This is a genomic window from Aquabacterium sp. (assembly GCF_029946005.1).
In the GTDB taxonomy this organism is placed as follows: domain Bacteria; phylum Pseudomonadota; class Gammaproteobacteria; order Burkholderiales; family Burkholderiaceae_C; genus Aquabacterium.
In genome coordinates this window covers 1-26215 of record NZ_JAQSDR010000033.1, presented here as the reverse complement: position 1 = coordinate 26215, position 26215 = coordinate 1, and the positions used below count along the sequence as shown (strand labels likewise).

Here is a 26215-nt window from a genome sequence, read left to right as displayed (position 1 = left end):
AGGGGCGCAGATCAGCGTGGCTCGAAGTCTATCGCGGCCGAGTTGATGCAGAAACGCTCGCCGGTGGGCGCCGGGCCGTCGTCGAACACGTGGCCCAGGTGGGCGCCGCAGTTGTTGCAGCGCACCTCAACCCGCACCATGCCGTGGCTTTTGTCCACCACGCGCTCAACGCTGCTGTCGTCCACCGCCTGGGAGTAGCTGGGCCAGCCACAGCCCGCGTCAAATTTGGTGCTTGATTCGAACAACTTGGCGTTGCAACAGATGCAGCGGTAGGCGCCATCCACGAAGTGGTCCCAATACTGGCCGCTGAACGCCCGTTCTGTGGACGCATGGCGCGTGACTTCGAATTGCATCGGATCCAACTGGGCACGCCATTCCGCGTCGGACTTCTTGACTTTGTAATCGCTCATGATGAACAGGACACCTCGATGGATTGAGCCCAGTCGGGCGGGAAGTCGGCATCGGCCTCGCAGCCGGGTTGCTCGTCGAAAGGGGTTTGCAAGAGCTGGTGCAAGCGCCGCACCTCGGAGTCGTCACCGGCCTGGGATAGACGGATCGCTGTTTCGGCCAAATGGTTCCGCAAAACGTAGACCGGGTTGACGCGGCGCATGCGGGCGCAGCGCTCGGCGTCCACGCTGTTTTCCAGCTTCAGACGCTCGGCATAACGGCGCGCCCAGGCGTCAAATGCCTCGCGGTTGATGAACAAATCGCGCACCGACGCGTTGGCGGCGTCTTCTGGCGGCAGGCTGCTTTGGAAGTCGCAGAGGCGGCGGAAGGTGATGGTGAAGTCGGTGTGGTGCTCGGCCATCACGGTGAGCAGGTCCACGGCCAGGGCGCCATCGTCGGCTTGCTCGGTGGCCAAGCCCAGCTTGGCTCGCCAACGCTCGGTCATGGCTTGCGGAAAGCGCTGCTCGTACGATTTGAGCACGTTGAGGACGACGTTCTCATCCTTGTCGAATTCCGGGATCGCGGGCAACAAAGCCTGGGCCAAGGCCCGCAGGTTCCAGTAGCCGATCTGGGGCTGGTTCTGCCAAGCGTAGCGGCCCTGGTCGTCGGAATGGTTGCAGATGTGCTGTGGGTCGAAGCCATCCAGGAAGCCGAAGGGTCCATAGTCGATCGTCAGGCCCAGGATCGACATGTTGTCGGTGTTCATCACGCCATGGCAAAAGCCCACCGATTGCCAGGCCGCCATCAGGCGGGCGGTGCTGTCCACGGCGTGTTGCAGCAGGGCCAAGGCGCGCTGGGGCGCGTCTCCGTGCTCGGGCCGGTGGTGCGCGATCACGTGATCGACCAAGGCCTGCAAGACCTCGTGATGCCCGGCCTCGCCGCTGTGCGCGAAATGCTCGAAGTGGCCGAAGCGGATGAAGCTGGGCGCCACGCGGGTGACCACGGCGGCGGTTTCCATGGTTTCACGGCGCACGCCTTGCGGCGAGGCGGTCAGGGCCAGGGCCCGGGTGGTGGGGATGCCCAAAGCGTGCATGGCTTCGCTGCACAGGAACTCGCGGATGGACGAGCGAAGCACGGCCCGGCCATCGGCCCGGCGCGAATACGGGGTCGAGCCTGCGCCCTTGAGTTGAAATTCGCGCGTGCCCACAGCCGTTTGTAACTCGCCCAGCAACAGCGCGCGGCCATCGCCCAACTGGCCGGCCCACACGCCGAACTGGTGGCCGCTGTAGACCGTGGCCACGGGCTGCATGCCGGGCCACTGCGCGTTGCCGGTAAAGACACGTAAAGGCAGATCGCCCTCGCGCCAACCCACGGGCCAGCCCAGGTCATGAGCCAGCTCATCGCTCCAAGCCACCCACCGCGGTTCAGGCAAGGCTTGCGCCTTCACCGACGTGGCCATGGGCGCTTGCAAGCGAGCCCGCCACGATTCGCTCAGCTGCGCATAACGGTTGACCCAATCGTGGGCAGGCGGGGCGAAAACAGCATCGAGATCAGAGGACATGTGGCGAAGTGTAGACAAGACCCCCCATCCAAGGGTGGCAGTGGGCAATTTCTGCCGACGGGCATGTGGCTTTGAGGCGCTTGCCCTGCCCTAAGATGCCGCTTTGCTTGCAACACAGGACTCGCCGACGTGGATACCTTGCTGTTTTTCAAAGCCGTGTTGATGGGCATCGTCGAGGGGCTGACCGAGTTCCTGCCCATCTCCAGCACCGGCCACCTGATCCTGGCAGGATCGCTGCTCGACTTCCAGTCGAACGTGGGAGCCGACAAGGCCAAGGTGTTCGACATCGCGATCCAGTCGGGCGCCATTTTTGCCATCGTGCTGGTGTATTGGCAGCGCCTGCGCGACACCGTCGTCGGCCTTGGATCCGAACCCAAAGCCCAGCGTTTTGCACTCAACATCATTGTCGGCTTCCTGCCAGCAGCCATCCTGGGCCTGGCATTCGGCAAGGTCATCAAGGCGCATTTGTTCAACGCCCCGGTGGTGGCCAGCGCGTTCATCGTGGGGGGGCTGATCATCCTGTGGGCGGAACGCCGCGCCGCCAGTGCGGGCACCAGCCACTACCGTGTCGAGGCGGTGGATGACATGAGTCTGCTCGATGCGTTCAAGGTCGGGTGCATCCAGTGCCTGGGCATGATCCCCGGCACCAGCCGCTCGGGCGCCACCATCATCGGCGGCATGTTCCTGGGCTTGTCGCGCAAGGCCTCCACCGAATTCAGCTTCTTTTTGGGCATCCCGACGCTGTTCGGCGCCGGGGTGTACAGCCTCTACAAAGAGCGCGCGCTGCTGTCGATGGACGACCTGCCGCTGTTCGGCGTCGGCCTGGCGTTCTCGTTCTTGTCGGCCTGGGTGTGCGTGCGCTGGTTGCTGCGCTACGTGGCCACGCACAACTTCATCCCCTTCGCCTGGTACCGGATCGCGTTCGGGATTTTGGTGCTGGTGTCAGCCCACCAGGGTTGGATCTCGTGGGCTGAATGAAGACCCTCCGCAAGCAGGCCCTCCAACTTTTGCTGACCCGCGACCCTGAGGCAAAGGCCCAGGGCACGATGAAACTTGACCTGGCAGAGCAAGTGGGCGCAGAAGAAGTCATCGCGGAGCCCGCCGACATCCCGGGGCGCCCGCTCCTTCCTGAACTGGTGCCGCCTACCCAGCTCAAAACGCGGTCGGTGCGAAATCCTGAAGGCCATGCCGCGCTCATCCACGCGCTGGCTCACATCGAGCTGAACGCCATCGATCTGGCACTGGATCTGGCCTTCCGCTTTCACGGCATGCCCGATGAGTTCTACCTGGACTGGCTGAACGTGGCCAAGGAAGAAGCGCTGCACTTCACCTTGCTTCGCAACCACCTGGTGCACCTTGGCCATGACTACGGCCACTTTCCCGCCCACAACTCCCTTTGGGAAATGGCGGAAAAGACCAAGCATGACATCCTCGCCAGAATCGCCCTGGTTCCCAGAACGATGGAAGCACGCGGCCTCGATGCGTCGCCCCCCATCAAAGCGAAATTGCTGACCATCGAGGATCAAAAGGGCGCGGAGATCATCGACCTCATCTTGCGGGATGAGATTGGGCATGTGGCCGTGGGCAACAAGTGGTATCGCGTGCTCTGCACCGAACGCGGCCGTGATCCTCTGACGACCTATGCGGCCTTGGCCTCAGCCTTCAGCGCACCGCGCCTGAAAGGCCCGTTCAACCTCGAAGCCCGGCGCGCCGCTGGCTTCGATGAGGATGAGCTTTACGCGCTGGAACAACTTTGGACCTCCAAAGCAAACTGACCGCCGGGAACCAGGACTGAAGGTTCAGCCGCGCGGATGGTGTTGCGCGTGCAGCAAGCGCAGCCGCTCTCTCGCCACGTGCGTGTAAACCTGAGTGGTCGAGATGTCAGCATGCCCCAGCAGCATCTGCACCACGCGCAAATCAGCGCCATGGTTCAGCAAATGGGTGGCGAAGGCATGGCGCAAGGTGTGCGGTGACAAAGGCTGGCTGATGCCCGACAGCACAGCGTATTTTTTGACCAGCTTCCAGAACATCTGCCGCGTCATGGGCCCACCACGCGCCGTGACGAACAAGGCGTCGCTGCTTTGGCCGTTCAGGATGAATGCCCGAGAGTCGATCAGATAACGTTCAAGCCACACACCCGCCTCGGCCCCAAAAGGCACCAACCGCTCCTTGCTGCCTTTGCCCGTGATGCGCAGCACGCCTTCATTCAGGCCGACGTGCACGGTCTTGAGTTCGACAAGCTCACTCACGCGCAGCCCACTGGCGTACATCAGTTCCAGCATGGCACGGTCACGCAGGCCCAACGTCTCGTGGGCATCGGGCGCGCCCAACAGGGCCTCCACCTGCAACTCGGTCAAGGTGCCTGGCGTGCGCAGGCGCTGGCGGGGCGCATCCATGCGCAAGGTGGGATCCTGCGCGGTGAGGCCTTCGCGCAGGGCCCAGCGGTAAAACCGCCGGAACACGCTCAAACGCCGCCCCACCGAGGTGGGTTTGGATTCAGCGTGGCGGTGAGCAGCATAGGCCTGCAAATCCAGTTCGCGCGCCTGGATCAAGGTGGGAGCATCCGGCTGCTTGGCCAGCCATACGGCCAGCCCCGCCAGATCGCGCCTGTAGGCGGCCAGGCTGTTCGCGCTCAGGCCATCTTCCAGCCACAGCGCGTCAATGAAGCGGTGCAGGTGCGGGTCGTCAGACGCCCGCGTCTCGTCAGGCAGCCGCACCACGCAGCAACCCCGCCTTCATGCGCTTGTCCACTGGCCGTTCGCCAATGAAAATCTTCAAAATGGCCCGGTAAAAATCATCGCCCGCGATGGGTTTGGACAGGACCTTGCCATTGAGCACCAGTTGCGTGCCCTGACCTGGCACAAAGTCCAGGTCCAGCACGTCGCCCGGGCGGAACGTGCCGATGCTGTCCAGGCCCGAAGCCAACAGTTCGACGCGGTCGCGCAACTGGGCATGGACCTCGGCAGGCTCGTTGCGCTGCACGCCCCGGCGCATGGATTTGGTCATCTCGATACTGGGGGCTTCCAGCATGACCTTCAAACGCAAACGCTTGGGGCCTTGCATGGCCAATATTTGCGAGGGCTCCCTGGAAGGAGCCGCCAGGTAAAGCCCGGCCACAAAGGCCTTGACCCAGGCCACCCCCCGCAGGCCCAAGCCATTGAGGCGCAGGGTGCGGTCGGACAGCACCATCGTGTCGTCAAAACCCTGCCCCTCCAGCTTGGCAGCCTGGGCAATGCCAGGTTGTACCGGAACCGGCAGGCCGAACGCCCCCGACAGCAGCATCAGGGCAGCGGCCACCATCAGTTGCCTCAAGGCCAGCGTGGCAATGCTTGTTGAATTCATGAACCCCTCGCTCGCCTAGGAATAGGGCGATGAGTGTTCAACGTGGGGACGACCTTCCACGCTGACAAGCTCGGGTCAACCCGGTGTAAAGCTGCGTAAACCGTTACCCTTGCGACCATCTCTGTTTCCTGCCAATGCGACATCCGTGCACTGATCGTGACAGGTTTGGCCAGCGCGGTCATTTCCGCTTTGAAACAACCATGCCTTTGACACCCTAGCTGGGGTCCACCGAATTCATCGACCACACCCATCCAGCCATCGCAGGCAAGGCCAGAGAGTTGACTGATGGCTGCCAGACGGATGTCGACATGGCCCAACGCTGCTTCGAATTCGCGCGCGACCGGTCTGAATGCCGTTCACTGGCCCGACCATGAATGCAAAAAAAGCCGCCGGGTTACCCCAGGCGGCTTTTCAGTGCAAGCGCTGATCAGTGAACGATCAGTTCTTCGATTGGTCAACCAGCTTGTTCTTGGAGATCCAAGGCATCATCGCGCGCAGGTCGGCGCCCACGGTTTCGATGGGGTGCACGGCGTTCAAACGACGGCGAGCGGTCATGCTCGGGTAGTTCGTCTTGCCTTCTTGAATGAACATCTTGGCGTATTCGCCAGTCTGGATGCGCTTCAGGGCATTGCGCATGGCGGCGCGCGATTGCTCGTTGATCACTTCCGTGCCGGTCACGTACTCGCCGTATTCGGCGTTGTTCGAGATCGAGTAGTTCATGTTGGCGATGCCGCCTTCGTACATGAGGTCAACGATCAGCTTCAGTTCGTGCAGGCATTCGAAGTAGGCCATTTCAGGCGCGTAACCGGCTTCGGTCAGCGTCTCGAAACCCATCTTCACCAGTTCGACCGCACCACCGCACAGAACGGCTTGCTCGCCGAACAGGTCGGTTTCGGTTTCTTCGCGGAAGTTGGTCTCGATCACGCCACCCTTGGTGCCGCCGTTGGCCGCCGCGTACGACAGGGCGATGTCCTTGGCCTTGCCAGACTTGTCTTGGTAAATGGCGATCAGGGAAGGCACGCCGCCGCCTTTGAGGTACTCGGAGCGCACGGTGTGGCCGGGGCCCTTGGGGGCGACCATGATCACGTCCAGGTCAGCGCGGGGGATGACTTGGTTGTAGTGCACGTTGAAACCGTGGGCAAAGGCCAGCACGGCGCCTTGCTTGATGTTGGGCGCGACGTTGTTGTTGTACACCTCGGGGATGTTCTCGTCGGGCAGCAGGATCATGACCACGTCGGCGCCCTTGACGGCGTCATCGACTTCAGAAACCTTGATGCCAGCGGCTTCCACCTTGTTCCAGGAAGCGCCGCCCTTGCGCAGACCGACTGTGACGTTCACGCCAGAGTCGCGCAGGTTTTGGGCGTGGGCGTGGCCTTGCGAGCCGTAGCCGATGATGGCGACATTCTTGCCCTTGATCAGGCTCAGGTCAGCGTCTTTGTCGTAATAAACCTTCATGTTCAGCTCCGTCGAAAAATCAGTGAATGTGTGAGTGGGATGCGCAAATAAGCGGGAAAAGTTCAGACGCGCAAGATGCGCTCGCCACGCCCGATCCCGCTGGTCCCGGTGCGCACGGTTTCTAGGATGGCGGCGCGGTCGATGGCTTCGATGAAGGCATCGAGCTTCGAGGCGTCGCCCGTCAATTCAATGGTGTAGGTCTTGTCGGTCACGTCGATGATGCGGCCACGGAAGATGTCGGCCATGCGCTTCATCTCTTCCCGTTCCTTGCCCACGGCGCGCACCTTGATGAGCATCAGCTCACGTTCGGTGTAAGGGCCTTCGGACAGGTCGACAACCTTGACGACTTCGATCAAACGGTTGAGGTGCTTGGTGATCTGTTCGATCACGTCATCCGAGCCGCTGGTGACGATGGTCATGCGCGACAGAGAGGCGTCCTCGGTCGTGGCCACGGTCAGGCTCTCGATGTTGTAGCCCCGGGCGGAAAACAAGCCGACCACACGCGACAGCGCGCCGGGTTCGTTTTCAAGCAGCAATGCAATGATGTGTTTCATGTCGTTATCGTCCTTCGCGCTCTTGAACCAGCGGGCGGTAACCCGATGGCCGTGGCCACGTCGTTCGATGAATCAGGAGTGTTGAAACCCCGGCATCGCTTGAGAAACCGCCCGCGCAGGCACCGGCAAGCACCTGGCTGCGGCCCTCTTGCAAAGGCCGGGAAGATAAAACCTCAAAGGTCTTCGGAACCCAGCAGCATCTCGGAAATGCCCTGACCAGCCTTGACCATCGGCCAGACGTTTTCCGTCGGGTCGGTGCGGATGTCCAGGAACACGGTGCGGTCCTTCAGCTTGATGGCTTCGCGCAAAGCGCCTTCCACATCACCCGGACGCTCGATCAGCATGCCGACGTGGCCATAGGCCTCGGCCAGCTTCACGAAGTCAGGCAGCGCGTCCATGTAGCTGTGCGAATAGCGGCTGCCGTAATCCAGCTGCTGCCACTGGCGCACCATGCCCAGGTAGCGGTTGTTCAGCGACAGCACCTTGACCGGGGTCTGGTACTGCAGGCACGTCGACAGCTCCTGGATGCACATCTGGATCGAGCCTTCGCCCGTCACGCAGAACACGTCGGCGTCAGGCTTGGCCAGCTTGATGCCCATGGCGTAAGGCAGGCCCACGCCCATGGTGCCCAGGCCACCGGAGTTGATCCAGCGGCGGGGTTCGTCAAAGGGGTAGAACTGCGCCGCGAACATCTGGTGCTGGCCCACATCGGACGTGACGTAGCAGTCGGTGCCACGGGTCAGCCTGGCCAGCGTTTCAACCACGAATTGCGGCTTGATGACGTCGTCAGACGTTTTGTACTTCAGGCACTCGCGCTTCTTCCATTCGCCGATCTGGTTCCACCACGTGGCCAGGGCGTTGGGGTCGGCGCGTTGGGTCGATTCCTTGATCTGGGCGATCAGCTCTTGCAGCACGTCCTTGACGTCGCCCACGATGGGGATGTCAACCTTGACGCGCTTGGAGATCGACGAAGGATCGATGTCGATGTGGATGATCTTGCGTTCGACCTGGGCGAAGTGCTTGGGGTTGCCAATCACGCGGTCGTCGAAGCGGGCGCCCACGGCCAGCACCACGTCGGCGCTCTGCATGGTCATGTTGGCTTCATACGTGCCGTGCATGCCCAGCATGCCCAGGAAGGTCTTGTCAGACGCGGCGATGGCGCCCAGGCCCATCAGGGTGCTGGTGGTGGGGTAGCCCAGCAGGTTGACCAACTCGCGCAACTCAGCCGCCGCATTGGCCAGGATCACGCCGCCGCCGGTGTAGATGTAGGGACGCTTGGCGCCCAGGATCAGTTGCACGGCCTTGCGGATTTGCCCGCCATGGCCCTTGCGCACCGGGTTGTACGAACGCATTTCAACCGTTTCAGGGTAGCTGAACGCGGTCTTGTTGAGGGAGACGTCTTTCGGGACATCGACCACCACCGGGCCGGGACGGCCCGTGCGCGCAATGTGGAAGGCCTTTTTCATGGTGACGGCCAGGTCGGCAACATCTTTCACCAGGAAGTTGTGTTTGACGATGGGGCGCGTGATGCCGACGGTGTCGCATTCCTGAAAAGCGTCCAAGCCGATCGCGGGCGTGGGCACCTGACCGGTGATGATCACCATCGGGATCGAGTCCATGTAGGCGGTGGCGATGCCGGTGATGGCATTGGTCACGCCGGGACCGGAGGTGACGAGGGCCACGCCGACGTCGCCCGTGGCGCGCGCATAGCCGTCAGCAGCGTGGACGGCGGCCTGTTCGTGGCGCACCAGCACGTGCTGGATCGTGTCTTGTTTGTAGAGGGCGTCGTAGATGTACAAAACGGCGCCGCCGGGGTAGCCCCACATGTACTTGACACCTTCGGCCTGCAAGCAGCGCACGAGAATGTCAGAACCATTGAGGACTTCAGGCGTGGTGGGAGAAGACATGTCCATGATGTAAAAAAGACCTTTCGGATTTTTCTCTAACGAAAAATGATCGGTGCCCCTCCTCAAACAGCATCTGCGGTGACGGATCACCAGCGTGCTCGCCCTTGTGAGGCGGATTTGGAGCCTGCGCGGCCTGCCATTGAACCCCAGTTGATAACCGGGTGGGGGATCAATTCAGGCCAGATCGGGATGACGCAAAGACGAACATTATCGCACTGAAAGTCACCGCCACGGTGCCATAATCCGCCCTCCCTCGCCGATCTGACGCCCCGGTCTCGCGCCTTGTCCCCTCTGCCCAGTCCCTCCACCTTAGACGAGCTCAACAACTTCCTGATAAGTGTTGAGCGCCGCGCGTTCAAACGCACCGCTTTTGCCGTGCGCGATGAGGATTCGGCGCTGGACATCGTGCAGGACGCCATGATTCGTCTGACGCAAAGCTACGCCGACCGCCCGTCCAACGAATGGCCCATGTTGTTCGCCCGGATTTTGTCCAACGCCACGCTGGATTGGTTCAGGCGCCAAAAAGTGCGCAACGCCGTTTTCCAGAACCTGGGAGACTTCGAGTCATCCTCGGACGACGGCGATGGCGACTTCAACCTGCTGGATTCCCTGAGGATTGACGATCCGGGCACGGAAGGTGCTGAGGACACCGCCAGCCGGGGCGAAACGCTCAAAATCATCGAGGAAGAAGTGGGCAATTTGCCAGCGCGTCAACGGGAAGCCTTCCTGCTGCGTTACTGGGAGGAACTGGACGTCGCTGAAACAGCGGCCGCCATGGGTTGCTCCGAGGGCAGCGTGAAAACGCACTGCTCGCGGGCGGTTCAGGCGCTGTCCAAGGCGATGCATGCTCGCGGAATATCCTTGTAAATCAAAAGCAGTCACACCGTGAAAAGTCCAAACACCCCACTGTCGAGCACGCAGATCGAGGCCATTGAAGCCCGTTTTGCGCTGCGCCTCAGTGCGCGGCTGGACGATTCCGCCAAAGCGCTGCCCCACGACATCACCGAGCGCTTGCGCGTGGCCCGAGAGCAGGCCGTTCGCGCCGCCGTGCTGGTCCGCCCCCAAGTGGCCGTGGCCACAGCCCCCGAATACGTGCCCTCCAGCCAATTGGCCGGGGTGAGCATGGCCGGCTCGGGATCGTCTGGCGTGGCCTCGCTGTCGGGCTGGAGTTCCTCCGGCATGAAGCACCGCGACAAGCACCACGGCAGAGCCATGGACGACGGCCCCCTGCCCTGGGGTTGGCGACTGGCTTCCGCCCTGCCGGCCCTGGCGCTGGTGGTGGGTCTGTGGGGCATCCACCTCTGGTCTCAGTCTGAAAAAGTCCAAGCCGCCTCCGACGTGGACATGGCGCTGCTGACCGACGATCTGCCCCCGGCGGCCTACGCCGATCCAGGTTTTGAAGAGTACCTGCAGACCGAACCGCCCATCAGCGCCGAGCCTGACGTGGCGGAAACCGACGAAGCGGCGATGGTCGATTCAGAGGGCCAAGCCAGCGATGAAAGCGCAAGCAGCGACAGTGAGCCTGAGGCTCAGCCATGACGCGCACCGCGACGGCCTGGGCATGGGCGGTGTTGGGCGTGAGCTTGGCCTGCTGCCAACTGAGCACGGCCGCCCCGCCGCCCAAGAACGCCTCAGTGGCGACCGTAGCCAGCAGCGCGTCGTCAGACGGCACCAGCACGTGGGCCGGCCTCAGCGGACCCCAGCGTCGGGCTTTGCAACCATTGGCAGCCTTGTGGCCCACGATGGAAATCTCCAATAAGGAACGCTGGGTGAACGTGGCCAACCGCTTCGGTAGCCTGTCACCCCACGAGCAGCAGCGCATGCAGGAACGCATGACGCAATGGTCCAAGCTACCCCCGCAGCAGCGCGGTGAGGCTCGCCTGCGCTTTCAGCAATCGCGCCAGTTGTCACCTGAAGAGCGCCAGAAAAAGTGGGCCTCCTACCAAGCCCTGAGCCCTGAAGAACGTGGCGATTTGGCGCAGCAAGCCCGCCGCAAGCAACAACCCGTGGTCCTGAGCGACAACATGCCGGGCCCCCGCGAGCGCGCCCAACAGGCGTCGAAGCGGCAACGTGACAACGAATCCACCCGCAAATCAAACTGGGTGCCTGGCGCCACGCCCAACGCCCCCGCGCAGGTGGCCGTGGCCCCTTCCCTGATCAAGGCGGGGCGCGGCGCCACCACCACCCTGGTGAGCCAGCGGCCCACGCCCCCTTTGCACCAGCAAACGGGGCTGCCCAAAATTGCCGCGACCAAGGGCTTCGTGGACCCGGTCACCTTGCTGCCCAAAAAAGGCGCGCAGGGAGCGGCCATGACGGCCGTGCCGACGGCGTCGCAGCCGAAGCCGCGCTGACCTCCCGGGGCATGCTGCGGCGTGGTGTATTGTTCGCGCCTTGCCCCGCTGCCCCTGCCGATGAAATCTCGCCCTGACGCCCCTTTCGTGCCCTTGTCCGCCGCTGAAAGCGCTGTGCGCGCCCAGGGCAATGCACCTGCCTTGCGTCGCCGCCTGGCCGCTTACCTGTACGAAGGCGTGCTGCTGTTCGGAGTGGTGATGGTGGTGGGCTTGATTTTTGGCGTGATCGCCGGTCAGCGCCACGCCTTGCAACACCGCCAAGGCCTTCAAGCCACGGTGTTCCTGGTGCTGTCGCTCTACTTCATGTGGTTCTGGACGCACGGCGGCCAGACCCTGGCCATGAAGACTTGGCAATTGCGCATCGTGTCCATGGACGGCGCGGGGCTGAACCTCAAGCAGGCCCTGATGCGATACATCAGCTCCTGGCTGTGGTTTGTTCCCGCACTGGTGGGCGCCTGGCTGGCAGGGTGGCACCAATCCAAATGGTTGTACGGCGCGCTGTTTGGCTGGATGGCCATCTACGCACTGCTGAGTTGGCTGCACCCCCAACGGCAGTTCCTGCACGATGCCCTGTGCAAGACCCGCCTCATCGACACCCGAACCTGATCCTCATCACCCATGGCTGCTTTTTCAGTGTGCGTTTATTGCGGCTCCCGCATGGGCAATGAACCGGCCTTTGAAGCCGCTGCCCGCGAGGTGGGTCGCCAGATCGGCTTGCGAGGCTGGCAACTGGTGTACGGCGGCGGCAGCACCGGATTGATGGGTGCCGTGGCCGATGCCGCTTTGGCGCATGGCGCCTCGGTCATCGGCGTGATCCCGCACCGGCTGGTGCAACGCGAGCTGGGCCACCCGGGCCTGACCGACTTGCAATTGGTGGACACCATGCACGAGCGCAAGCACCAGATGGCCATGCAGTCCGATGCGTTCGTGGCGCTGCCGGGCGGCATCGGCACCATGGAAGAAATTTTCGAAGTCTGGACGTGGCGCCAACTGGGCTACCACCAAAAGCCAGTGGGCCTGCTCAACACGGGCGGCTACTACGACGACTTGCTGAACTTCATCAACCGCAGCCGAGATGGCGGCTTCCTGTGGCCCGATGTTCAGGAGTTGCTATTGCTGGACACCCATGCAGGCAGCCTGCTGGACCAGTTGCACGCCGACGCCCTTCGACTGAAGGCCCTGGCCGCGCAAACGCAAACGCCGCCAGGCACGAATGGGATCGGCCCTGGCGGCGTGTCGCCAGACATTTAAGCAGGCCGCCACATGGGCGGCCCTGCATCAGACAGCGGCTTCGTCGGTTTCGCCAGTGCGGATGCGCACCACCTGCTCCACGGCCGTCACAAAGATCTTGCCGTCGCCGATCTTGCCGGTCTTGGCAGCTTTGACGATGGCTTCGATGCAGCGGTCAACGTCGACCGTCTTGACGACCACTTCGATTTTGACCTTGGGCAGGAAGTCAACCACGTACTCGGCACCACGGTACAGCTCGGTGTGGCCCTTTTGGCGACCAAAACCTTTGACTTCGGTGACGGTCAAGCCGGTGACGCCCACTTCAGCCAGCGCTTCGCGGACTTCTTCGAGCTTGAAAGGTTTGATGACGGCTGTGATTTGTTTCATGGAAGGCTCCGGGAAGTTCTGCGAAAGAATAGTGAATATTTAAGCACGATCGCCAGATTATCGTCAGGCGCGGAACCTGGAGGTGATGGGATAACGCCAATCCCGGCCAAATGCACGGTGTGTGATGCGCACCCCAACCGGGGCCTGACGGCGCTTGTATTCATTGATCTTGATGAGACGGGTGACCTGGTCCACATCAGCCCGCTTGAAGCCCGCAGCCACGATGTCCTCGATGGACTGGTCGCGCTCCATGTAGCGTTCCAGGATGGCGTCCAGCACCTCATAAGGCGGCAGACTGTCCTGGTCGGTCTGGTCGGGCCGCAGTTCGGCCGAGGGCGGGCGCGTGATGATCCGCTCCGGGATGGGTTCGATCTGGCCCGCGGCTTTGGCCTGCTCGTTGCGCCAGCGCGAGAGCTTGTAGACCAGGGTTTTGGCCAAGTCCTTGATGACGGCAAAGCCGCCCGCCATGTCGCCATAGAGCGTGCAATATCCAGTGGCCAGCTCGCTTTTGTTGCCCGTGGTCAACACAATGGCCCCTGTCTTGTTCGACAAGGCCATGAGCAAGGTGCCCCGGATGCGGGCCTGGATGTTCTCTTCGGTGGTGTCCTCGGCGCGACCCACGAACAGCGGCGCCAGCGAGGCCTTGAAGTCGTCGAACATCGGTGCGATGGCGATCTCGTCGTGCTGAACGTGCAGGCGCTCGGCCATGTCCCGCGCGTCGATCCACGAGATGTCCGCCGTGTAGGGCGAGGGCATCATCACCGTGCGCACCTTGTCGGCGCCCAGGGCATCGACCGCGATCGCCAGGACCAAGGCCGAATCGATGCCGCCCGACAGGCCCAGGATGATGCCTGGGAAGCCATTCTTGCCGATGTAGTCGCGCACGCCGCAGACCAGCGCCCCCCAGATTTCGGCCTCGGGCGACAGGTGGTCGGCGATGGGGCCTTGCACCGCGCCTCCGGGTGCCAGGCTGATCAGCAAGGTGGCAGCTTCGAAGCTGGGGGCGCGGGCCTGGACCTGGCCATGCGCATCGACCGCGAAAGAGGCACCGTCGAAGACGACTTCATCCTGCCCCCCGACTTGGTGGGCGTACAGCAAAGGCAGCCCCGTCTGGCGGGCGCGCTCGGCCATGCTGGTTTCACGCTCGGCGCGCTTGCCAGCGTGGAAGGGCGAGGCGTTGAGCACCACCAGGGCTTGCGCGCCCAGGGCCTTGGCCGACAAAGCGGGCTCGTCGAACCAGGCGTCTTCGCAAATCAACAGGCCCACTCGCCATCCGCCCAGCTCGATCACCACAGCACCCAGGCCTGCCTCGCGGCCGCTGATGAAATAGCGGCGCTCGTCGAACACCTGGTAGTTGGGCAGCTCGCGTTTGGCGTAACTGGCGATGACCTGGCCAGCGTTCAGCACCGAAGCCGCGTTGAGCAGGCTGGGCGCCGACACCGATCGGGTGCGGAGCTCTTCGGCCAGCCCGGCGCGGGGATGGCCCAGCACCAGGTGCAGGTCAGGCAAATGGGCCAGGGCACGGGCAATGTCTTGCACGGAGGCATCGCAAGCGGCCAGGAAGGCCGGGCGAATGAGCAGGTCTTCGGGCGGGTAGCCACACAAGGCCAGCTCGGGCGTGACGATCAGGCGGGCACCCTCGGTGTAGGCTTGCTGGCTGCCTTCAATGATCTGGCGGGCATTGCCGACCAAGTCACCCACCGTGGGGTTGAATTGCAGCAAGGCCACGGACAAGGGCGTGGTGGCCGACACTGGCGGAGCAATGACTGAAACGGAACTCATGATCAAGACGACAACCCATGGTGGCGCGCCAGCTGCGCGCAAGTCAGCATGGTAGCCGCCCTCACTTTGGACCTGACGGCGCAATGGCACGATCACCCCGGTGCCATCGATGCAAGCCAGTGGGATCGGCTGGTGGCTGGCATCCCGGGCGGCACCCCCTTCATGCGCCACAGCTTTTTGTCCGCCATGGTCGACAGTGGCAGTGCCTGCGCCAAGACGGGTTGGCAACCGTTGTTCGTCACCTTGCACGACGGTGCCGGCCAAATGGTGGCCGCCTGCGCCACCTTCGCCAAGTCGCACTCTTACGGGGAGTACGTGTTTGATTGGGCCTGGGCCGATGCCCACGACCGGGCCTTTGGTGCGGCGGGCGCCAGCTACTTTCCAAAGTTGTTGGGGGCCGTTCCGTTCTCGCCGGTACCAGGGCCCCGTCTGCTGGTTGACCCCAATGCTGCCCCCGAGGTTCAGCAAGCCTTGCGCAAAAGCTTGCTACACGCCATCAGCCAGCAGGTCCAGCAACAAGCCTGGTCATCGGCCCACATCCTGTTCGTGTCTGACCAGGAGGCCGGGGCCGCCAAGGAGCAAGGTTGGCTGGAACGCCATGGCGTGCAGTTTCACTGGCAAAACCGCCAGGGCGAGCCCTACTTTGACTACGAGGATTTTCTCGCCAGCCTGCACCGTGACAAGCGCAAGAAGATCCACCAGGAACGGCGCAAGGTGCGCGATGCAGGGGTGAGCTTCGAGGTGCTGGAAGGCGCGCAGATCCTGGACGCAGATTGGGATTTCTTTCACCGTTGCTACACGCAAACCTATTTACAGCACGGGCAACAGCCCTACCTGAGCCGTGAGTTCTGGCGCCTGGCCAGCGAGTCACGTCCCCAGGATTGGGTGCTGTTCGTGGCCAGCCGCGAAGGCGAGCGCATGGCCTGTGCCCTGCTGGCGGTGGACACGGAACTGGGCCTGGCCTACGGTCGCTATTGGGGCGCGCTGAGCACCGTGTCGTGCCTGCATTTCGAGGCTTGCTATTACCAACCCATGGCCTGGTGCATTGCCAAGGGCTACCAGCGTTTTGAAGGTGGTGCTCAGGGTGAACACAAGCTGGCACGGGGCCTGCTCGGGACACCCACCCAGTCGGTGCATTGGTTGGCCCACCCGGGTTTCAAACAGGCTGTGGCTGATTTTTTGCATCGTGAAGGTTGCCAAATTCAGCACTACATCGATGAATTGGATGACCGAAAACCGTTCAAACCCTTGGATGCACTCGATTAAACGAGTGCGAGACTGGGGTCTGAATAACCTAACAAACACCAGGGTCCCGATGTCGTCGTTCATGCCCACCTTCACCTCCCTTGACTACCCTCCCCCTGTCCTCGACATAGAGGCGTCAGGTTTCGGTTTGGGGAGCTATCCGATTGAAGTGGGCATCGTGATGCCCGACGGCAGTTCCTGGTGCAGCCTGGTCAAGCCCGAGCCCGAGTGGCAGCACTGGGATCCCAGCGCCGCAGATGTTCACCACATCACGCGCGACAACCTGGAGCGTCATGGTCGCTCTGCCCTTGAGGTGGCCGACGCCTTGAACGATTGGCTGGAAGGCATGGTCGTCTACTCAGACGCCTGGGCCCACGACTACACCTGGCTGAACCGCCTGTTCGACGCGGCCAACCGCACGCCCCATTTCAGGCTCGAAAACCTGCGTGCCTTGCTCTCGGAAAGCGAGGCCGCCTCGTGGCACGACCTCAAGCGCCAGGTGGCCCTGGGCATGGTCCTCCAGAGGCACCGCGCCAGCTCGGACGCGCGCCTGCTGCAGTCCACCTTGAAGGCCCTGAGGCAACAAGCCGCCGTGGCCTGATCCCCCTCAGGGAAACGCAGACCGTTGCCCCTGCTCCTGCTCGGTCATGCGCTTGCACTCGGCGTGGCCCGCGTAGGCTGGACGCGAACAATGCCGCTTCATGCAGATGGCCAGCGAGATGAAAGTCCGTGATCCACAGGCCTGCCTGGGGTTGAGCGGCTCTGGCGCATCGTTGCTACCAGCGCGCTTGCGCGGCTTGGCAGCCTGATCGTCCAGCGGCGGTTCAGCTTTCGCCTGTGCCTTGGCAGGCGCCGACTTGCCGACGGCACTGGCCATGGCCGCACTGGCAGAAACGGCGCCCGTCGGCAGGTCTTGAGACGGGGAACGCGTTGTTGAGTGGCGCTGCGCCCACAACCCGGAGGCCGCCATGACCACCACAAGCGCCATGCCTGTGAGCCAGCGCCGGTTAAGGGTTGACTGCGCCGAGGCCGACGCCAACGCCGCCTCTGCGGTCGGAAGCGAGATGACTTTCTTGGGCTTGGCCACGGTGATCGGCCATTTGGGCAGGGCCCGCAAAGCGCCCGCCGCCGGAATCGTGGTCAGGTAAGCGCGCGCCTCCACGGCCTCGTGCCCAGTCGGCTTGCCCCCATGGGCAGGCCGAATCAGCACGGTCTGCGGTACCCAGCCATCACCCTGGGTCATGCCCTGCTGACCGACATTGACGATGCCCGACAACTCCTGACGCCATGCGGCGACCGAATCGGGACGGTCCTGTGGGCGCACCGCCAGCGCATGGTCGATGGCGTTGACAAAACTGCTGCTGTAGTGCCGGTCAAAACCACTGGCCAGACCTTCGCTCATTTGGGTCAGGCCGGGCAGGTCGTCGTGCACGGCGCGCGCGCTGGCCGGCGTGGGGGGGCGGCCGGTGATGCAAAAGTGGACCACGGCGGCCAGGGCGTACAGGTCGGTCCAGGCGCCTTGCCGCAATTGCACGGTCTCGGCATATTGCTCGATGGGCGCGAAGCTGGGCTTGAGGATGGCGGTCAACGATTGGGTGTGATCACCGATCACGTGGCGGGCCGCGCCCAGGTCCAGCAGCACGGGGCGCGGGCCTTCGCCCTCCTCCACATCCTCCAGCAAAAGGATATTGTCGGGCGCGATGTCGCGGTGAAAGACTTGCTCGCGGTGCAGGCAGTCCAGCGCGCCCAGCACGGGTTCGATGACCTGGCGCAACCAAGTCTCATCCGGCGGCACCGTCATCTCGCGACGGGCGTTCTGCACAGTCTGGCCACGGTAATAGGGCATCACCATGTAGGCGGTGCCGTGCTCTTCCCAGAAACGGTAAACCTTGACGAGCGCAGGGTGGTCGAAACGCGCCAGCAGGCGGGCTTCATTGATGAACGAGCGCAGTCCCAGGGCGAAAGTTTCGGCATGACTGGCGGCGCGCAGGCTCACGCCCAGGCCCTGGCCACGGGCAGCCAGGGCCACCGGCATGTATTCCTTGATGGCGACCTGGCGCTGCAGCGCGTGGTCCAAAGCCAGGTACACGATGCCGAAACCACCCACGCCCAGCACGCGTTCGATCTCGAACTCGCCAAGGCGTGTGCCAGTGGGCAGGGCGTCGTGCTCAGCTACAGGGGGCATGGCAAATGGGCATCTCCAGTCGAACCATGCAGCTTACTCCACATGTCTGTGGGCATTTCAAGGCCGTTATTTATGCTTAAGGTTGATCATATTCGTCCGAAAATACCTCAGCTGTCATTTGCAGCAGGGGTGTCCATGTCTTCGTTCCTTACGTCGATGATCGTGGGGACGCCCAATCAGTTTCGTCATCCATCAGCCTGGGCTTTGGCCTTGCCCATGCTGGCTTCCCTGGGTGTCGGATACGAGCTGTCGTCCTCTTCCAATCCGGTGACTCAAGCCGGGGCATTGCTGCTTTTGAGCCTTTTGGGGCTTCGATGCTGGCGAATGCAACGCCAACATTGGACGAAGTCGGGGCCCTTGCCCGCGACCTTGCCCGCCATGGCCGAGCCACCGTCCAAAGTAAACGCCTTGTCGTCCCAGGTGCTGCAAGCCTGTGGCGACGCCGTGGTGGTGAGCGACGGGCTGGACCGCATCGTCATGGTCAACCCCGCTTTTCTGGCGATGACGGGGTTGAGTCCTTCCGAGGTCATGGGCCACAGCGCCGAGTTGCTGGGCATGGCGCCTTTGCGCAACTCACACCTGAACGGCGTGCGCGCCTCGCTGGAGGCAGGCGGGCGCTGGTCCGGTGAAAGCACCCAGACCTGCGCCGATGGGCAGCAAATCGACACCTGCCTGACCGTGACCGCCCTGCGCAACGAGGCGGGCCAGATCACCCAGCACATCCGCACCTTCAACGACATCACGGCGCTCAAGCAACAGCAGCGCGTGCTGGCCGAGCAAGCCCGCCATGACAGCCTGACCGGGCTGCCCAACCGCCGGGCCTTTGGCGAGCGCCTGCAGCAGGCCATGTCGCGTGCCCGCCGCCAACCCCAGACCATGGCGGTGCTTTATGTGGACCTGGACGGCTTCAAGTTGGTGAACGACCGCCACGGACACGCAGCAGGCGACCAAGTGCTGGTGGAGGTCGGCCGCCGCCTGGACGCCTGCGTGCGCCTGACCGACTGCGTGTGCCGACTGTCTGGCGACGAGTTCACCGTGATCCTGGAAGGCGCCGGCCACCCGGACGAGGTGCGCCGCATTGGCAACCGCATCCTTGAACGCCTGAGCTTGCCTCACCCATTGGATGGCCAGACGGTGGTGGTCACGCCCAGCATTGGCGGCACGCTCTTCATCGTGGGCGACAACGCCAGCACCTTGTGCCAGCGGGCGGACGAGACCATGTACGAGGCCAAACGCGCCGGCAAGGGCAGATTCATCCTGAACCTTCCTCAAACCGAGATGAAGCAAGAGCAAGGCACTTGATTTGGGGGGAAAGGGCGAGTCGGTCCCCATGATCAAGGGATGCACCACGACCGTGCGGGGCCACATGAGCCGAGGGCGACTGGTATAAACGCCAGTCCCGATCCAACGCCCTTTTCCATACCGGCCCTGCATGAATCGACCCACCCACGCCATCGCCACCCCTGACGCCGCCAAGACCCCCGCTGTGCCGCGCGTCGTCATCGTCGGTTGCGGATTTGGCGGGCTGGAAGCGGCCAAGGTGCTGTCCAAGGCGGCGGTCGAGATCATCGTCATTGACCGGACCAACCACCACCTGTTCCAGCCACTGCTCTACCAGGTGGCCACAGCCGGTCTGCCAGCGCCCGCCATTGCCGGCCCGATCCGGCACATCCTGCGCCGCGAGATCGCGCGGGGCAACCTGACGGTGCTGTTGGGCGAGGTGATGTCGATCGACACCGCGTCGAATTGCGTGGTGCTGGACGGTGGCGAACACCTTCATTTCGACCATCTGATCCTGGCCTCCGGTGCCACACACAGCTACTTTGGCCGCGACGACTGGGCCAAGTACGCCCCGGGCCTGAAGACCTTGGGCGATGCCTTCACCATCCGCCGTCGGGTGCTGACCGCTTTTGAGCAGGCGGAGCGCGAAACCGACTTGGCCAAACGCGAGCCCTGGCTCACTTTTGCCATTGTGGGCGCGGGGCCCACGGGCGTTGAAATGGCCGGCACGCTGTCGGAGATCGCCCAGCACACACTGCATGCCGAGTTCCGCCGCATCGATTCGCGGCACGCCCGCGTGGTCCTGCTGGAAGGGGCGCCTCAAGTCTTAGGCACCTTCCCGCCAGACCTGTCGCAACGCGCCAAGGAACAACTGGTGGACCTGGGCGTCGAAGTGCTGGTGGGCGCCAAGGTGAGCAACATCACCGCCTTTGGCATCCACTACGACACGGTGGACGTGGCCGCCGACGGCACCAGCCAGACGGTCTCGCACTTCCTGCCCTCACGCACCGTGATCTGGGCCGCCGGTGTGGCCGCATCCCCACTAGGCCGCTCGCTGGCCAAAAGCACAGGTTGCGAAGTGGACCGTGCCGGGCGCGTGATCGTTCAGCCCGAACTGAACCTGCCCAGCCACCCCAACATCTACGTGGTGGGTGACCTGGCCAGTGCCAAAAGCTACCTGGACCCCAAGAACCCCACCGTGGTCCCCGGGGTCAGCCCCGGCGCCAAGCAAATGGGCCGCAAGGCCGCGAAGAACATCGCCCGCCGCCTGCAGGGCGAGGAGGCTGGCGCCTTTCGCTACCTGGACTATGGGGCGCTGGCCACCATTGGCCGACGCGCGGCCATCGCCTCGGTCGATGTGCCCTTCACGTCCATCAAGATCAAGTTCAGCGGTTTTCCGGCCTGGTTGTTCTGGTTGTTCGTGCACGTGTACTTCCTGATCGGGTTCCGCAACCGCATGCTCGTGTTCATGGACTGGGCCTGGGCCTATTTCACCTCGCAGCGGCACGCGCGGATCTTCATCGCACCTTATTTGCGAGACACCCACCAAGCCGCTGCACGCAGCGACCCACCGGCCCCACCGCCGCCAGCCTGAGACAGATCATGGCAACATAGGGCCATGACTTCTTCGACCATTCCCCAGCGCCTCTCGGCCTTGCGCCAACACCTGAGCCAGCAAGGCTGGCACGCCTGCCTGGTGCCCAGCAGCGACCCGCATTTGTCCGAGTACCTGCCCGATCGCTGGCAGGCGCGCGAATGGCTGAGCGGCTTCACCGGCTCGTCCGGCACCTTGATCGTGGCCGAGCAACAAGCCGCTTTGTTCACCGACAGCCGTTACTGGGAACAGGCCGAGGCCGAGTTGGCGGGCAGTGGCATCGCCCTGTTCAAGCTGGAAGGCGCGGCTGTGCCGGCTTATGTGGGCTGGCTGAAGGCCCTGAACCTGATGACGCCGCAGGCCCAACTCGCCGTGGATGGCGCGGTGCTGGGGCTCGCCTTGACGCAGGCTTTGCGCGACGCGCTGGCGCCAGAAAGTTGGACCCTGGTCACCTCACACGACCCGGTGGACACCATCTGGCCCAACCGCCCTGCCCCGCCTCTCGTGCCCGTGTTTGAACACACCCTGCCGCATGCATCAACCCCCCGTGCCGACAAGCTGGCTGCTCTGCGCCAGGCCTTGATTGACAAGGGCGCCACCCACCACTGGATCGCCACGCTGGACGACTTGGCCTGGGTGCTGAACCTTCGTGGGGCCGATGTCGACTACAACCCGATTTTCGTGGGCCACGCCCTGATCTCGCTGAACAGTGCCACCTTGTTCGTGGCGCCAGAGAAGGTTTCCACCGACATCCAGGCGCGCCTGGCGCAGGACGGCGTGCACTGCCAGCCCTACGACCAGGCCCTGCCAGCTTTGCGTGCATTGCCCTCGGACGCCCGCCTGCTGATCGACCCCAAGCGCATCACCTGGGGTCTGCGAGAAGCGGTGCCCACCGGCGTGGCCGTGATTGAATCGATCAACCCGACCACCTTGGCCAAATCGCGCAAGACCGACGCGGAGGCGGCCTTCGTGCGCGAAGCCATGGAGCGCGATGGTGCCGCCATGTGCGCCTTCTATGCCTGGTTTGAATCCGCCTTGGGCCGCGAGCACGTCAGCGAACTGACCGTTGACGAACGCCTGACCGCCGAGCGTGTCAAGCAGCCCGGCTTCGTGTCGCTGAGCTTCCCGACCATCGCCGGCTTCAACGCCAACGGCGCCCTGCCCCATTACCGCGCCACACCAGACAGCTTCGCCGTGCTGAGCACGCCGCAAGGCTTGACGGCGCAGGGTTTGCTGCTGATCGACTCGGGCGCGCAGTACCTGGGCGGCACCACCGACATCACGCGCGTGTGGGCCATTGGCACCCCGACCAAGGCGCAGCAACGTGACTTCACCCTGGTGCTCAAGGGCACGCTGGCCTTGTCGCGCGCACGCTATCCACGCGGCACCTTGTCACCCATGCTGGACGCGATTGCACGCGGGCCTTTGTGGGCCGAGGGCATCGACTTTGGCCATGGCACCGGGCATGGCGTGGGCTACTTTTTGAATGTGCACGAAGGCCCGCAATCGATCTCGAAAGCGGTGCCCGATGCCAACATGGCCATGCACCCCGGCATGATCACCTCGATCGAGCCGGGCCTGTACCGCCCCAAGCAGTGGGGCATCCGCATCGAGAACCTGGTGATCAACGTGCCGGTGGCGCCCAGCGTGGCCCACACGGCGCCCGGCGATCCCGAGCATGGCGAGTACCTGGCGTTTGAGACGCTGAGCCTGTGCCCCATCGACACCCGCTGCATCGACCTGTCGCTGCTGCGCTTGGATGAGGTCGAATGGCTCAACGGCTACCACGCTCAAGTGCTGAAGCGGCTGCGCCCGCTGGTCAGTGGCGAGGCCCTGGCCTGGCTGGAAACACGCACCCAGCCGATCTGAGCCACCAGCCTCAGGACATCACGACCGGGCCGCCCTTGGCCAGCGCACGCTGGTAAGCGGGGCGGGCCACCATGCGGGCCTTGTAGGCGGCCAGCTTGGGGTAGCGGGCCGCATCGGCTCCGCGCGCCATCGCGGCCTCAACCGCGAAGCTCATCTGGAAATCAGCCACCGTGAGGTGTTCGCCAGCAAACCAAGCGTGCGTGGCCAGGTGCTGCTCCATGAAGGCAAACGCGGTGCTCAGGTTGGGGTCGATCAACTTGCTGCGCACCTGCTCACACATCTTGCGCGCAATGGGCCGCACGAAGAAGGGCATGGGTTGCGTGGGGATCGCCAGAAACACCAGCTTCATCACCAACCAAGGCATCAGCGAGCCTTCGGCATAGTGCATCCAGAAACGCGACTGGGCGTATTCGGGCGTGCCTTTGGCAGGCTGCAAATGGGCCAGTTCACCCTGGGCTTGCGCGCCGTGCTGGTCCACCAAGTATTCCAGGATCACGGCGGACTCGGCGATGGCCTGGCCGCCGCCATCGGTGATGACGGGTGACTTGCCCAGCGGGTGCACCGCTTTCAATTCGGGCGGTGCCAGCTTGGTGACACGGTTGCGTTTGTAGATCTTGAGCTCGTAGGGCACGCCCAGCTCTTCAAGCAACCACAGCACGCGCTGCGAACGGGAGGTTTCAAGGTGGTGGACGGTGATCATGGTGTCCAGCATAAACGGTGCCCCACCGCTTGCCCACAGCCTATGCGTTCGGTGCGAGGCATGAAGCACCCGCTTGGTCGGGTGATGCCCCGTTTTCGTCCACCACCAACACGGGGGCAAAGCCACCGCCTGGAGTGCGGAAGTTCGTGGTCTGGCCAGAATACATGCGCGCCGCCAACAACTGCACCTGCCCGTTGTAGACATACGCGCGCACGTCGAACTTCAGGTCTTTCAAATCACCGTCGACCTCTGCCACACGTTGGCTGGGAGGCACCAGGGCCTGGGCCACGAAGTCGCCGGCGAGGATGTCGGACCAGACACCCCGGGTGAGCTTTTCACCTCGGTAGGCGGCCTTGCCAGCGTAGCCCCCCACCGGCTTGAAGAACAGCTGGCGACGTTGAGCCCACAATCCATCGGCCTTGTCGGTGGTCACCAACTGGGTGTGAGGCACGCCCGCGCTCAACAGTGCCCGGTCCTGTGGGGGCACGCCCCAGGCTTGCAGCATGGCGTCGTCACTCAGGGCGATCAAGTTTCGCTTGTCAGCGTACAAGGCATGGGCGCGCGGGTGCGGGGTCACCACCACCGCCTCGGCCTCAAAGGCAGCGCGCAAGGCTTGATGAGGGGCCTCGCTCAGGTAGAAGTCGGTGAGGCGGTTGTAGACCATGTCAACCGCCTTGCCCTGGTGCCACAACCGGCCGTCATGCCACTCAAGCGCGGCCGGATCGGCAATGCTGGCGGTCACGCCGTGCTGCTCGAACAGTTGCCTGAACAGGGTGAACTCCGGCGCCAGATACTGCGCGTCGGGCTGGTCGTCCACGATCACGATGGACAACCAGGGGGCGTCCCCACGCTGCAAGCGCCACTCGGCGGCGAACATGTCAAAGAACAGCTGGTCCAGCGAGGCCCGGCTGAGCTGTTTCAAAGGGAAGGCCCAATCCATGGCCGCACAACAGGCATGCTGGGCATGGGCCAGCGCGGCGTTCAACATGGCGCCGCCCGCGTTGGTGTTGATCTCGATCAGTTGAGGCCCTTGGGGCCCCAGGTGAAAGTCGTAGCCCATGAACACGCCCAAGGGCGCCCGCGCCCGCTGCGCAATGGCTGGCGCCCGACCTAGGGCCTGCGCCTGGTAAGCCGACAGCGCGATGACCCGCTCAATGGCGGTCACGAGCTGGGCAATCCGCTGGTAGACCGCACTGGAGAGGAACACCACCGTGGACGAGAACAGGTGCGGCCGCGTTTGCGCCAGGCTCTCGGCCAAGCCCGCCAGGCTGGGGTCGCGTTCAAGCTGTTGGCGCAGCAGGTCGGGGCTCAAGGTCCGGCAATGGCAAGCCAGGTTCAAAGCCTCGGCCATGTCGGCGCTGGTCGGCAATGAGGTCGTCATGATCAGGCCTGACAAGGGCGAGTGAACGGCACCTGGACCACTTGCACGGTCACGTGGTCGATGTCGAACTGGTCGTGCAATTGCTGAGTCATGTTCTTCAGAAAAACATCGTCCGGGTGACCGGTGGGCATGACCAAGTGCGCGGTCATGGCCACCTCTGAGCTGCCCATGGCCCACACGTGCAGGTCATGCACGCGCTCAATGCCTGGCAGGGATTGAAGGTAGCCTTTCACAGCACCCAGGTCGATGCGATCGGGCACACCATCGAACAACAGGTGCATGGATTGGCGGAACAGGCCCCAGGTGCCCGCCACGATCACCGCGGCAATGGCGAGGCTGACGGCCGGGTCCAGCCAGTTCCAGCCGAACTTCAAGGTCAAGCCCCCCGCGATGACCACGCCCAGCGAGACCAAGGCATCGCCGGCCATGTGCAAAAAGGCCCCGCGGATGTTCAAGTCGTGCGCGCTACCGCGCATGAACAGCAAGGCCGTGGCGGTGTTGACCACAATGCCAATGCCCGCCACCACCATGACGGTGACACCCTGTGTGGGCACGGGCGAACTGAACCGTCCCACGGCCTCCCAGGCGAGTGAGCCCATGGCCACCAGCAGCAACACCGCGTTGGCGAACGCCGCCAGGATGGACGCTCGCTTGAAACCATAGGTGTTGCGCGCACTGGGCTGCAGCTTGCCCGCCAAGGCGCCGCCCCAGGCCAGCACCAGCCCCGCGACATCGCTGAGGTTGTGACCCGCATCGGCCAGCAGGGCCAGGGAATTCACTTTCCAGCCATAGAAGGCTTCGATGGCGACGAAAGCCGCGTTCAGACCGATGCCGATGGCGAAAGCCTGGTTGAAGTTGGCAGGCGCGTGGACGTGCCCGTGGCCATGGTGGTGATCGGCGTGGTCGTGTCCGGCGCTCATGTGGGATGTCCTGATGGCTGGCAAGAGACTAACTGTCAAGTCCCGGCTGGTTATAAACGCGCTTCTTGAATAATTCAGGTTTTT

The 26215-nt window shown here is 63.5% G+C and carries 25 protein-coding genes; 12 read left to right on the top strand and 13 right to left on the bottom strand.

What is annotated here, in order from left to right; all coding sequences use genetic code 11:
- Positions 1 to 11 precede the first annotated feature (11 nt).
- Entirely contained in the window at positions 12 to 410 is a 399-nt protein-coding gene (gene msrB / locus PSV38_RS16005) for a peptide-methionine (R)-S-oxide reductase MsrB (protein ID WP_300549117.1), read from the bottom strand.
- Complete coding sequence (locus PSV38_RS16000) at positions 407 to 1948, bottom strand: protein adenylyltransferase SelO (RefSeq protein ID WP_300549115.1); 1542 nt, start codon at positions 1946 to 1948, stop codon at positions 407 to 409. The genes msrB and PSV38_RS16000 overlap by 4 nt, the downstream gene beginning before the upstream one ends.
- 129 nt (positions 1949 to 2077) lie before the next feature.
- On the opposite strand from PSV38_RS16000, the gene PSV38_RS15995 reads away from it, so the two are divergent.
- Positions 2078 to 2926 carry an undecaprenyl-diphosphate phosphatase gene (locus PSV38_RS15995; protein WP_300549113.1) on the top strand — a complete coding sequence of 283 codons (849 nt, stop codon included), beginning with the start codon at positions 2078 to 2080 and terminating at the stop codon, positions 2924 to 2926.
- On the top strand, positions 2923 to 3723 hold the full coding sequence (locus PSV38_RS15990; protein ID WP_300549112.1) for a ferritin-like domain-containing protein: 801 nt from the start codon (positions 2923 to 2925) through the stop codon (positions 3721 to 3723). The genes PSV38_RS15995 and PSV38_RS15990 overlap by 4 nt, the downstream gene beginning before the upstream one ends.
- A 24-nt stretch (positions 3724 to 3747) precedes the next feature.
- Here the strand turns inward: PSV38_RS15990 and xerD are convergent, their stop codons facing one another.
- From xerD to PSV38_RS15965, 5 genes are all read right to left on the bottom strand, one after another.
- Complete coding sequence (gene xerD, locus PSV38_RS15985; RefSeq protein WP_300549110.1) at positions 3748 to 4665, bottom strand: site-specific tyrosine recombinase XerD; 918 nt, start codon at positions 4663 to 4665, stop codon at positions 3748 to 3750.
- Positions 4652 to 5290, bottom strand: coding sequence for a chalcone isomerase family protein (locus PSV38_RS15980; RefSeq protein WP_300549108.1), 639 nt, complete (start codon positions 5288 to 5290; stop codon positions 4652 to 4654). Before PSV38_RS15980 ends, xerD begins: the two co-directional genes overlap by 14 nt.
- Before the next feature lie 438 nt (positions 5291 to 5728).
- On the bottom strand, positions 5729 to 6745 hold the full coding sequence (gene ilvC / locus PSV38_RS15975; protein ID WP_300549106.1) for a ketol-acid reductoisomerase: 1017 nt from the start codon (positions 6743 to 6745) through the stop codon (positions 5729 to 5731).
- A 62-nt stretch (positions 6746 to 6807) separates the two neighbouring features.
- A complete protein-coding gene (gene ilvN / locus PSV38_RS15970; RefSeq protein WP_230179539.1) occupies positions 6808 to 7299 on the bottom strand; it encodes an acetolactate synthase small subunit in 492 nt (163 codons plus the stop codon).
- Between the two features lie 173 nt (positions 7300 to 7472).
- A complete protein-coding gene (locus PSV38_RS15965) occupies positions 7473 to 9206 on the bottom strand; it encodes an acetolactate synthase 3 catalytic subunit (RefSeq protein ID WP_300549104.1) in 1734 nt (577 codons plus the stop codon).
- Positions 9207 to 9488: 282 nt separating this feature from the next.
- Here PSV38_RS15965 and PSV38_RS15960 point away from each other — a divergent pair, with 282 nt between their 5' ends.
- The 5 genes from PSV38_RS15960 to PSV38_RS15940 are packed head-to-tail and all read left to right on the top strand — an operon-like array spanning position 9489 to position 12808.
- Complete coding sequence (locus tag PSV38_RS15960; RefSeq protein WP_300549102.1) at positions 9489 to 10073, top strand: RNA polymerase sigma factor; 585 nt, start codon at positions 9489 to 9491, stop codon at positions 10071 to 10073.
- An 18-nt stretch (positions 10074 to 10091) separates the two neighbouring features.
- Positions 10092 to 10745 carry a DUF3619 family protein gene (locus PSV38_RS15955; protein ID WP_366526665.1) on the top strand — a complete coding sequence of 218 codons (654 nt, stop codon included), beginning with the start codon at positions 10092 to 10094 and terminating at the stop codon, positions 10743 to 10745.
- Entirely contained in the window at positions 10742 to 11557 is an 816-nt protein-coding gene (locus tag PSV38_RS15950; RefSeq protein ID WP_300549100.1) for a DUF3106 domain-containing protein, read from the top strand. Before PSV38_RS15955 ends, PSV38_RS15950 begins: the two co-directional genes overlap by 4 nt.
- 60 nt (positions 11558 to 11617) lie before the next feature.
- Positions 11618 to 12163, top strand: a complete 546-nt coding sequence (locus PSV38_RS15945; protein ID WP_300549098.1) for an RDD family protein — start codon at positions 11618 to 11620, stop codon at positions 12161 to 12163.
- A gap of 12 nt (positions 12164 to 12175) precedes the next feature.
- Entirely contained in the window at positions 12176 to 12808 is a 633-nt protein-coding gene (locus tag PSV38_RS15940; RefSeq protein ID WP_300549096.1) for a TIGR00730 family Rossman fold protein, read from the top strand.
- Positions 12809 to 12835: 27 nt separating this feature from the next.
- Here the strand turns inward: PSV38_RS15940 and PSV38_RS15935 are convergent, their stop codons facing one another.
- Both PSV38_RS15935 and PSV38_RS15930 read right to left on the bottom strand, forming a co-directional pair.
- Positions 12836 to 13174, bottom strand: coding sequence for a P-II family nitrogen regulator (locus PSV38_RS15935; RefSeq protein ID WP_300549094.1), 339 nt, complete (start codon positions 13172 to 13174; stop codon positions 12836 to 12838).
- A 63-nt stretch (positions 13175 to 13237) separates the two neighbouring features.
- On the bottom strand, positions 13238 to 14956 hold the full coding sequence (locus PSV38_RS15930) for an NAD+ synthase (protein ID WP_300549092.1): 1719 nt from the start codon (positions 14954 to 14956) through the stop codon (positions 13238 to 13240).
- A 48-nt stretch (positions 14957 to 15004) separates the two neighbouring features.
- Here PSV38_RS15930 and PSV38_RS15925 point away from each other — a divergent pair, with 48 nt between their 5' ends.
- Together PSV38_RS15925 and PSV38_RS15920 are read left to right on the top strand one after the other, a co-directional pair.
- On the top strand, positions 15005 to 16222 hold the full coding sequence (locus PSV38_RS15925) for a GNAT family N-acetyltransferase (protein ID WP_300549090.1): 1218 nt from the start codon (positions 15005 to 15007) through the stop codon (positions 16220 to 16222).
- A 49-nt stretch (positions 16223 to 16271) separates the two neighbouring features.
- Positions 16272 to 16802 (top strand): exonuclease domain-containing protein, encoded by a 531-nt coding sequence (locus PSV38_RS15920; RefSeq protein WP_300549088.1) that lies wholly within the window; start codon positions 16272 to 16274, stop codon positions 16800 to 16802.
- A gap of 6 nt (positions 16803 to 16808) precedes the next feature.
- On the opposite strand, the gene PSV38_RS15915 is transcribed toward PSV38_RS15920, so the two are convergent.
- Complete coding sequence (locus PSV38_RS15915; RefSeq protein WP_300549086.1) at positions 16809 to 18386, bottom strand: serine/threonine-protein kinase; 1578 nt, start codon at positions 18384 to 18386, stop codon at positions 16809 to 16811.
- A gap of 324 nt (positions 18387 to 18710) precedes the next feature.
- Between PSV38_RS15915 and PSV38_RS15910 the strand changes: the two genes are divergently transcribed.
- The 3 genes from PSV38_RS15910 (at position 18711) to PSV38_RS15900 (ending at position 23130) form a co-directional block, all read left to right on the top strand.
- The gene (locus tag PSV38_RS15910) at positions 18711 to 19688 is read left to right on the top strand and encodes a sensor domain-containing diguanylate cyclase (protein ID WP_300549084.1); all 978 of its coding nucleotides are present in this window, start codon (positions 18711 to 18713) and stop codon (positions 19686 to 19688) included.
- Positions 19689 to 19818: 130 nt separating this feature from the next.
- Positions 19819 to 21261 (top strand): NAD(P)/FAD-dependent oxidoreductase, encoded by a 1443-nt coding sequence (locus tag PSV38_RS15905; protein WP_300549082.1) that lies wholly within the window; start codon positions 19819 to 19821, stop codon positions 21259 to 21261.
- Positions 21262 to 21285: 24 nt separating this feature from the next.
- Complete coding sequence (locus tag PSV38_RS15900; RefSeq protein WP_300549080.1) at positions 21286 to 23130, top strand: aminopeptidase P family protein; 1845 nt, start codon at positions 21286 to 21288, stop codon at positions 23128 to 23130.
- A gap of 10 nt (positions 23131 to 23140) precedes the next feature.
- Here PSV38_RS15900 and PSV38_RS15895 read toward each other — a convergent pair whose 3' ends face one another.
- Genes PSV38_RS15895 through PSV38_RS15885 form a run of 3 tightly spaced genes read right to left on the bottom strand, consistent with a single transcriptional unit; the run spans position 23141 to position 26131 of the window.
- Positions 23141 to 23830 carry a glutathione S-transferase gene (locus tag PSV38_RS15895; protein WP_300549079.1) on the bottom strand — a complete coding sequence of 230 codons (690 nt, stop codon included), beginning with the start codon at positions 23828 to 23830 and terminating at the stop codon, positions 23141 to 23143.
- 40 nt (positions 23831 to 23870) lie between these two features.
- Positions 23871 to 25211: a hypothetical protein gene (locus PSV38_RS15890; protein ID WP_300549076.1), complete on the bottom strand. Its 1341-nt coding sequence runs from the start codon at positions 25209 to 25211 to the stop codon at positions 23871 to 23873.
- Positions 25212 to 25213: 2 nt separating this feature from the next.
- Positions 25214 to 26131 carry a cation diffusion facilitator family transporter gene (locus PSV38_RS15885; protein WP_300549074.1) on the bottom strand — a complete coding sequence of 306 codons (918 nt, stop codon included), beginning with the start codon at positions 26129 to 26131 and terminating at the stop codon, positions 25214 to 25216.
- Positions 26132 to 26215 lie beyond the last annotated feature (84 nt).